Origin of the sequence: Mesorhizobium sp. M7A.F.Ca.AU.001.01.1.1, assembly GCF_004022735.1 — a bacterium.
Taxonomy (GTDB): Bacteria; Pseudomonadota; Alphaproteobacteria; order Rhizobiales; family Rhizobiaceae; genus Mesorhizobium; species Mesorhizobium ciceri.
Genome location: NZ_RZPF01000304.1, coordinates 1 through 7,183, shown reverse-complemented (window position 1 = coordinate 7,183; position 7,183 = coordinate 1). Strand labels below are relative to the sequence as shown.

At 63.7% G+C, this 7,183-nt stretch carries 6 protein-coding genes; 2 read left to right on the top strand and 4 right to left on the bottom strand.

All coding sequences use genetic code 11. The features are described 5' to 3' along the window. From EN884_RS19130 to cpaB, 4 genes are all read right to left on the bottom strand, one after another. On the bottom strand, positions 1 to 988 hold a 988-nt coding region (locus EN884_RS19130; protein ID WP_128360679.1), incomplete at its 3' end, for a response regulator. A gap of 44 nt (positions 989 to 1,032) precedes the next feature. Beyond that, entirely contained in the window at positions 1,033 to 1,302 is a 270-nt protein-coding gene (locus EN884_RS19125) for a hypothetical protein (RefSeq protein ID WP_013531962.1), read from the bottom strand. Positions 1,303 to 1,306: 4 nt separating this feature from the next. Then, positions 1,307 to 2,728: a type II and III secretion system protein family protein gene (locus EN884_RS19120; RefSeq protein ID WP_244514347.1), complete on the bottom strand. Its 1,422-nt coding sequence runs from the start codon at positions 2,726 to 2,728 to the stop codon at positions 1,307 to 1,309. Between the two features lie 57 nt (positions 2,729 to 2,785). Further along, positions 2,786 to 3,712 carry a Flp pilus assembly protein CpaB gene (gene cpaB, locus EN884_RS19115; RefSeq protein WP_244514296.1) on the bottom strand — a complete coding sequence of 309 codons (927 nt, stop codon included), beginning with the start codon at positions 3,710 to 3,712 and terminating at the stop codon, positions 2,786 to 2,788. Positions 3,713 to 3,949: 237 nt separating this feature from the next. On the opposite strand from cpaB, the gene parE reads away from it, so the two are divergent. Further along, positions 3,950 to 6,007: a DNA topoisomerase IV subunit B gene (gene parE, locus EN884_RS19110; protein WP_128360678.1), complete on the top strand. Its 2,058-nt coding sequence runs from the start codon at positions 3,950 to 3,952 to the stop codon at positions 6,005 to 6,007. A gap of 45 nt (positions 6,008 to 6,052) precedes the next feature. After that, a partial coding sequence (locus EN884_RS19105; RefSeq protein ID WP_164895056.1) for an FUSC family protein occupies positions 6,053 to 7,183 on the top strand: 1,131 nt, incomplete at its 3' end.

Genomic DNA, 7,183 nt, shown 5'->3' with positions numbered 1-7,183 from the left:
CGTCCGCCTGCTTGATGCCGTTATCGAACATCTTCTGTTCGAAACGGTTGACGATGACGTTCGGCTTCACTTCCTTGCCGGCCGTCTCGTAGACCGCCTGGATCAGCCGCTGGGTGTGGCGCAGGCACGGCACCGTCATTTCCGCGACGATGTAGAGCTTGTTGGAACCGAGCAGCACGGTCTCCGTCCATGGAAACCAGGTGCGGGGCATGTCGATGACGACATTGTCGAAATAGGCCGAAACGAGATCCAGCATGCGCACCACGACATCGGTCTTGAACGAGCGCATCTCGGCTGGATGCGCCGGTGCCGCCAGCACGCAAAGCCCGCTGGCATGCTTGGACAGCATCACGTCGAGCAGTTGGCGGTCGAGACGCTCGGGCTGGTTCTCGATCTCGGTGATGTCGAAACGCGGTTCGAGGTCGAGATATTCGGCACAGGCGCCCTGCTGGAAGTTGAGATCGACGACGCAGGTCGAGGCTCCGCGCGTCACCGAGTGATGCAGCTGGAAGGCGGTCTGCAGCGCCAGCGTCGTGGTGCCGACGCCGCCCGCCGCAGGCATGAAGGTATAGATTTGCGACTCGGTGTTTTCCTCGCGCCCGGGCCCTTGCAGCGCCCGTACCACGGAGCGCACCAGATCGGCCGTGGTGATCGGCTTGACCAGGAAATCCGCGACCTTGAGCTGCACGAGAATACGCACCGCGGCCGCGTTGAACTCCTGGGTGACGACGACGACCGGAACCTTGTCCTCCAGCCGACGCATGATGCGCTGCAGCGACTCGACCTCCTCCAGCCTTGCCGCATCCATGTCGACGATGATGGCGCCGAAGTCGGCTTCCTGGATCTCACCGCGCAACTCGGTAACGTTCTTCTCCACCGTCGAGAGCTGTATGATCTCGGAGGCGGAAAATGCGGTGCGCGTGTCCTGCGCAAACGTCCTGTCGGTCGATACGAGCAGGATCTTCCTGGTCTTGATGCCGTTTGCCATTCTGTCAGCCTGTCAGGTCGCCCGTTGACCAGTTGCCCGTTGAATCAGTTGCCTGTGGTCGACTGCGACGCCTTGGCACCGGCCGCCTGATCGGGTGTGACAGCCGCGGCACTGCCTCGTTGGGCCGGCACCAGGAGCCTGGTGTTCTGGACCCCGTATTTCCAGGGATCGACCATCTGCATGACGGTGTTGGCGGCCTGCGCATTGCCGGCGCCGGCCGTTGGCCCTTCGCTGCGCACATAGTCGTCGCTGGTGCAGCCAGCGGCAAAGCCGGCCAGCAGCAAGGCGACGCTCGATCCAAAGACCAGACGCATGGCTTCAATCCTTCGGCAGGTCGAGGAAATGCCCAGCCGAAGCGGCCGCTGCAGGTTGAGTGACGCGGCCGTCTGCCAGCGCCACGGTGCGACCGGCATCGGAATCCTTCACTTCCTCGGTGTTGTTGAGAAAATAGTCGGCATTGCTGGCCGGCTGCGTGCCATCTGTCGGCTCGACGAGCTTCTTCGACGGATCGACCGGCTTGACCAGATAGGGCGTTACGATGATGACGAGGTCGGTCTCGCGCCGCTGATAGGATTTGGACGAGAACAGAGCCCCAAGCACCGGCATCTTGCCGAGGCCCGGAATGCGCGACGTGGTGATGTCGTTTTGCGACTGCAGCAGTCCAGCGATCATGAAGCTCTGGCCGTTCTTCAGGTCGACTGACGTCCTGGCACGGCGCACGATGAAGCCAGGAACCGAGATCGTCCCGATATTGTAGGAGGCCGACGCATCGATCGAGGAGACTTCCGGCGCGATATCAAGGCTGACCAGCCCGTCTTTCAGAACCGTCGGCGTGAAATCCAGGCTGACGCCGTATTTCTTGTAGCTGACCGAGATCTTGCCGTTGTCCTCCGAGACCGGGATCGGGAACTCGCCGCCGGCGAGGAAGCTCGCCGTCTGACCGGACCGGGCGATCAGGTTCGGCTCGGCCAGTCGCCGCGCCAAGCCGCGCTCCTCCAGCGCCTTGATGGCAATATCGATCGATACGCCGTTCGATAGGAGACGACCGATGATCTCGCCAGTACCGGCCGCCGGCACTGTGCCCGGATCGATCGAGACGTCGCGGCCGCCAAGGCCATAGGCGAAATTGGCGGCGTATTTGGCACCCAGATCCTGGCCCGCCTGGCGGTTGATCTCGACAAAGCGGACGTTGAGCTGGACCTGCTGCGAAGATGAGATGTTGACCGAGTTGATCACCTCCTCGGCACCGGAAAAGCGCGTCGCGATCTTGTTTGCCTTTTCGGCGGCGACGGCATCGTCGGCCTCGCCCGACAGCACGACACGGCCATTGGCCGATCCGACCTTGATCCTGGCATCCGGCACGCTGGCGCGAATGGTGCTGGCCAGTTGGTCGGTGTCGAGCGTCACCTCGATGTCGACGGTGCCGACAAGCTGCTTTTTCTCATCGAACAGCGCAATCCCGGTGGTGCCGAGATTGTTGCCGAGCACATAGAAGGATTTGTCGGTCAGCGGATTGACGTTGGCGATCTCCGGATCGCCGATGACGATCTGGTAGAAGGCAGCACTGGTGATGATCGTCTTCGGCTTGCCCTTGGCAACCTTGATTGACGCATTCTTGGTCGACGACACGTAGACGACGTCGTTGTCAGCTCTCGCCGCCGAGGCGCCCAAGGCCAGCATCACCGCAGCGGCCAGCGAAGACGCGACAGCCACGGCGCGCAAAACGCGCAACCGCGTCATGACCCGATATATGAACAGCCCGAACATTGTCCCGTCCCTCACCCAGTCCCCACTGGTTTATTTCTGGTCCCGCGAAGGAACCTGGTATTCCTCGGCCTTCGTGCCGCGCGTTACGATGACCGTCTTGAACTTCGGTTTCTCCGGCTCCTTGGTGACGGCGTCGAACACCGAGCCGGCCGCGGCCTGCACATTCGAGGCGACCGATCCGCCGAAGGAGGAGATGGTGGTGACGCCGCTCTTGCCGTCAGCGCCTTCGCTGGCGGACCGAAGCGACAGCGAGAGCGTGCCGACGGTGCGGGCCAGCGCTACTTTCTGCGCGCCGTCCGTCGTCACCTCGATGGTCACCGAATTGGAAATCTGCGGCGTCGTCTGGCGCTCGTCGGCGCCCTGCCCGACGCTCAGCACCTTGGCATCGGCGACAACGATCTCGGAGGTGATGGTGGAACCGGCAGCGCCTTGCGCATTCTTGGCCACTTCCTGAATTTCGCCGGCATCGCGCGTCAGCACCACGTCAACGCGGTCACCGGGCGTGACGAAGCCGCCGACTCCGGCGATCTCGTCGGTGCGGATGGTGACCGCCCGCATTCCGGGCGTCATCATGTTGGAGAGCGTCGCGCGGCCATTCGGGCCGGACAGCTTGGCCAGCAGCACCGGTTCGTTGACCTCGATCGGCGACAGCACCACGCGGCTGCCGTCGGCGAGCAACGCATTGATGGTGGTGAAGGCGCCCTGCGGCACGGACTCTTGCGACCACGGGATTTCGCTGAGCTGCGCGCGGTCGAGCTCCATGCCGTAGCGCAACGGGGCATTCGCCACCACGATGGTCTTGAATTCGACTTTCGGCACGACAGGTGCCGGAATCGACGACGTCTTCTCTTCGGAATCGGCCTTGGCCTGGCTTTTGACCCAGAAATCCGCGGCAAAGATCGAGATCGCGCCGAAAACGGCGGCGATGCCGATCATCGATATGGCCTTGCCCCTCACGCCTAAACCCCTGATATCAGCAGTTTCTTATTTAGTTGGGCTCACGTTAGGCGGCATTGTTAAAGAATCAGGAATCCCGGGCGTTGGTATCGGATCTATTTCCGCCGGCTTGGTTATCGAATGGTTTTGGGGTAAGAGGGCCCAGATCCCCGAACGGAACAGGAACCTCGGTCGCTTGGCGCTGAAAAGCGTGGCAGTATCGCGAGGTGATTCGCAGCACCGGAACCTATGGCAGGCATGGACGACAGCAACGATCTCTTCGGCAATATGGACAAGCAGCCGCAGCCGGTGCGTACCGCTGCGCGCCCGGCGGATCCACTGGTGGTGCAAGCCACCAAGCGTCCTGCCTCGACCAAGGACGGCAGCGAGGGCTATAGCGCCGCCGACATCGAGGTGCTGGAAGGGCTGGAGCCGGTGCGCCGCCGGCCAGGCATGTATATCGGCGGCACGGACGACAAGGCGATGCACCATCTGTTCGCCGAGGTCATCGACAATTCGATGGACGAAGCGGTTGCCGGCCACGCCACCTTCATCGATGTCGAGCTTTCGGCCGACGGCTATCTCGCCGTGACCGACAATGGCCGCGGCATCCCGATCGATCCGCACCCGAAGTTCAAGAAGCCGGCGCTTGAAGTGATCATGACGACGCTGCATTCGGGCGGCAAGTTCGACTCCAAGGTTTACGAGACATCAGGCGGCCTGCATGGCGTCGGCGTATCCGTGGTCAACGCGCTGTCGGACCATCTCGAGGTCGAGGTCGCGCGGGGACGGCAACTCTATCGGCAAAAATTCTCGCGCGGCGTTCCCGTGACCGGCCTGGAACAGTTGGGCGAGGTCCACAACCGGCGCGGCACAAAGATCCGCTTCCACCCCGACGAGCAGATTTTCGGCAAGGGCGCGGCGTTCGAACCGGCGCGGCTCTACCGTATGACGCGCTCGAAAGCCTATCTGTTCGGCGGCGTCGAAATCCGCTGGACCTGCGATCCGTCGCTGATCAAGGAAAAAGACCAGACGCCGGCCAAGGCGGAATTCCATTTTCCCGGCGGCCTGAAGGACTATCTCAAGGCATCGCTCGGCGACGACTTCCAGGTAACGCGCGAGATTTTCGCCGGCAAGAGCGAGAAACAGGGCGGCCACGGCTCGCTCGAATGGGCGGTGACCTGGTTCGGCGGCGACGGCTTCATCAATTCCTACTGCAACACCATCCCGACCGGCGAAGGCGGCACCCACGAGGCCGGCTTCCGCAACGTTTTGACGCGAGGCCTGCGCGCCTATGCCGACCTCGTCGGCAACAAGCGCGCGTCGATCGTCACCTCGGAAGACGTCATGATCTCGGCGGCGGGCATGCTGTCGGTGTTCATCCGCGAGCCGGAATTCGTCGGACAGACCAAGGACAGGCTGGCGACGATCGAGGCAATTCGAATTGTCGAGACCGCGATCCGCGATCCGTTCGACCATTGGCTGGCCGACAATCCGCAGGAAGCCTCGAAGCTGCTCGAATGGGTGATCGCACGCGCCGACGAGCGGGTGCGCCGGCGCCAGGAAAAGGAAGTGTCGCGCAAGAGCGCGGTGCGCAAGCTGCGGCTGCCGGGCAAGCTCGCCGACTGCACGCAGAATGCCGCGGCCGGTGCAGAACTGTTCATCGTCGAAGGCGACTCGGCCGGCGGCTCGGCCAAGCAGGCGCGCGACCGCGCCAGCCAGGTCGTGCTGCCATTGCGCGGCAAAATCCTCAACGTCGCCAGCGCCGGCAACGATAAGCTGGCGGCCAACCAACAGATTTCGGACCTGATCCAGGCGCTCGGCTGCGGTACGCGTTCGAAGTACCGCGATGAGGATCTGCGCTACGACCGCGTGATCATCATGACCGACGCCGATGTCGACGGCGCCCATATCGCCTCGCTGCTGATCACCTTCTTCTATCAGGAGATGCCGGCGCTGGTGCGTGGCGGCCATCTCTATCTCGCCGTGCCGCCGCTTTACTCGATCAGGCAAGGCGGCAAGGTCGCCTATGCCCGAGACGACGCCCACAAGGACGAGCTCCTGCGCACCGAATTCACCGGGCGCGGCAAGGTGGAACTGGGCCGCTTCAAGGGTCTGGGCGAGATGATGGCCGCCCAGCTCAAGGAAACCACCATGGATCCGAGGAAGCGAACGCTGCTCAGGATCGATGTAATCGACGCCGAGACGGCGACCAAGGACGCCGTCGATGCGTTGATGGGCACGAAGCCGGAGGCCCGCTTCCGGTTCATCCAGGAACGCGCCGAATTCGCCGAGACGGAAGTGCTGGATATCTAGCCGCCAGCCGGTCCATAACAAGGCTCCAGCTGCGGAGACGAGCATGTGACCAGGACGCGGCTGAAAGGCTATTTCGGGACGAGTTTAGCCGGGTTGACGCAGCCGACGCGCTCCGACTGGATCTTTGCCTTGCGCACCGTTTCAGCCGGCTTGATCGCGCTGCTGGCAGCCTATGCGCTGAAGCTCGACCATCCGCAATGGGCCATGATGACGGTGTTCATCGTCGCCCAGCCGGTTGCCGGCATGGTGCTGGCGAAGGGCTTCTACCGGCTGCTCGGCACGCTGGTCGGCGGCATCGCCGCGATCGGCATCACCACCGTTTTCGGCACCAACCCCTGGGTGCTGGTGACTGTGCTTGCCGTCTGGATCGGCATCTGCACCTTCGTCTCGTCGCTGCTGCGCAATCCGGAAGCCTATGGCGCCGCCCTGGCCGGCTACACCGCAATGATCATCGGCCTGCCCGCTTTCGGACAGCCGCATCTCGTCGTCGACCTCGCTGTCGCGCGCTGTGCCGAGATCGTGCTCGGCATCGTCTGCGCCGGCCTGACCAGCCGGCTGATCCTGCCAAAACTGGCCAGCGACGCCATCGTCTCGCGCCTGAAACGCTGCATCCTCGATCTTGCCACCTATGCCGGCGGTGCGTTCTCCGGCGGCGACCCGGCAACGCTGTCCGCGCTGCACCGAAAGCTGGTCACGGATACCCAGACGCTCGGCGAGATGCGCGCCTATGCCAGGCTCGAGGCGCCGAGCTTCGCGCCGCGCGCGCATCCGGTCCGGCGCACGATCGGACAACTGCTCTCGGCGCTGTCGGCGGCACGTGCGTTGCATTCGCATGCCGCTCCGAAGAATGCGGCGCTCATTCCGGTGCGTTCGGAGTTGCAAGCCCTTGTCGGTGAAATGGCCGCGAAGCCCGGCGCGCTGGACGACACCACGCCTTGGGTGGCGCGGCTCGACACCATCTCGGCCAAGGCCCGGCAAATGCCCGATGCCTCGACCGACCAGGGCGACGACAGGGTCGGCACGATCACCCGCCTGACCATTGCCGCCGATTTCGCCGATGCGCTCAAGCAGGTGCTGCGCGGCCTCGATGCCCTGCGTGCGCCTGCCACGCGCCCGGCCAGGGGCAGCAGGCAGCCTGCGCTGGTGGTGCATCGCGATTACGCCGGCGCATCGCGC

Coding starts and splice junctions, on each gene's coding strand:
- EN884_RS19125 (WP_013531962.1), bottom strand. CDS start 1,302: ATGCGTCTGGTCTTTGGATCGAGCGTCGCCTTGCTGCTGGCCGGCTTT.
- EN884_RS19120 (WP_244514347.1), bottom strand. CDS start 2,728: ATGACGCGGTTGCGCGTTTTGCGCGCCGTGGCTGTCGCGTCTTCGCTG.
- parE (WP_128360678.1), top strand. CDS start 3,950: ATGGACGACAGCAACGATCTCTTCGGCAATATGGACAAGCAGCCGCAG.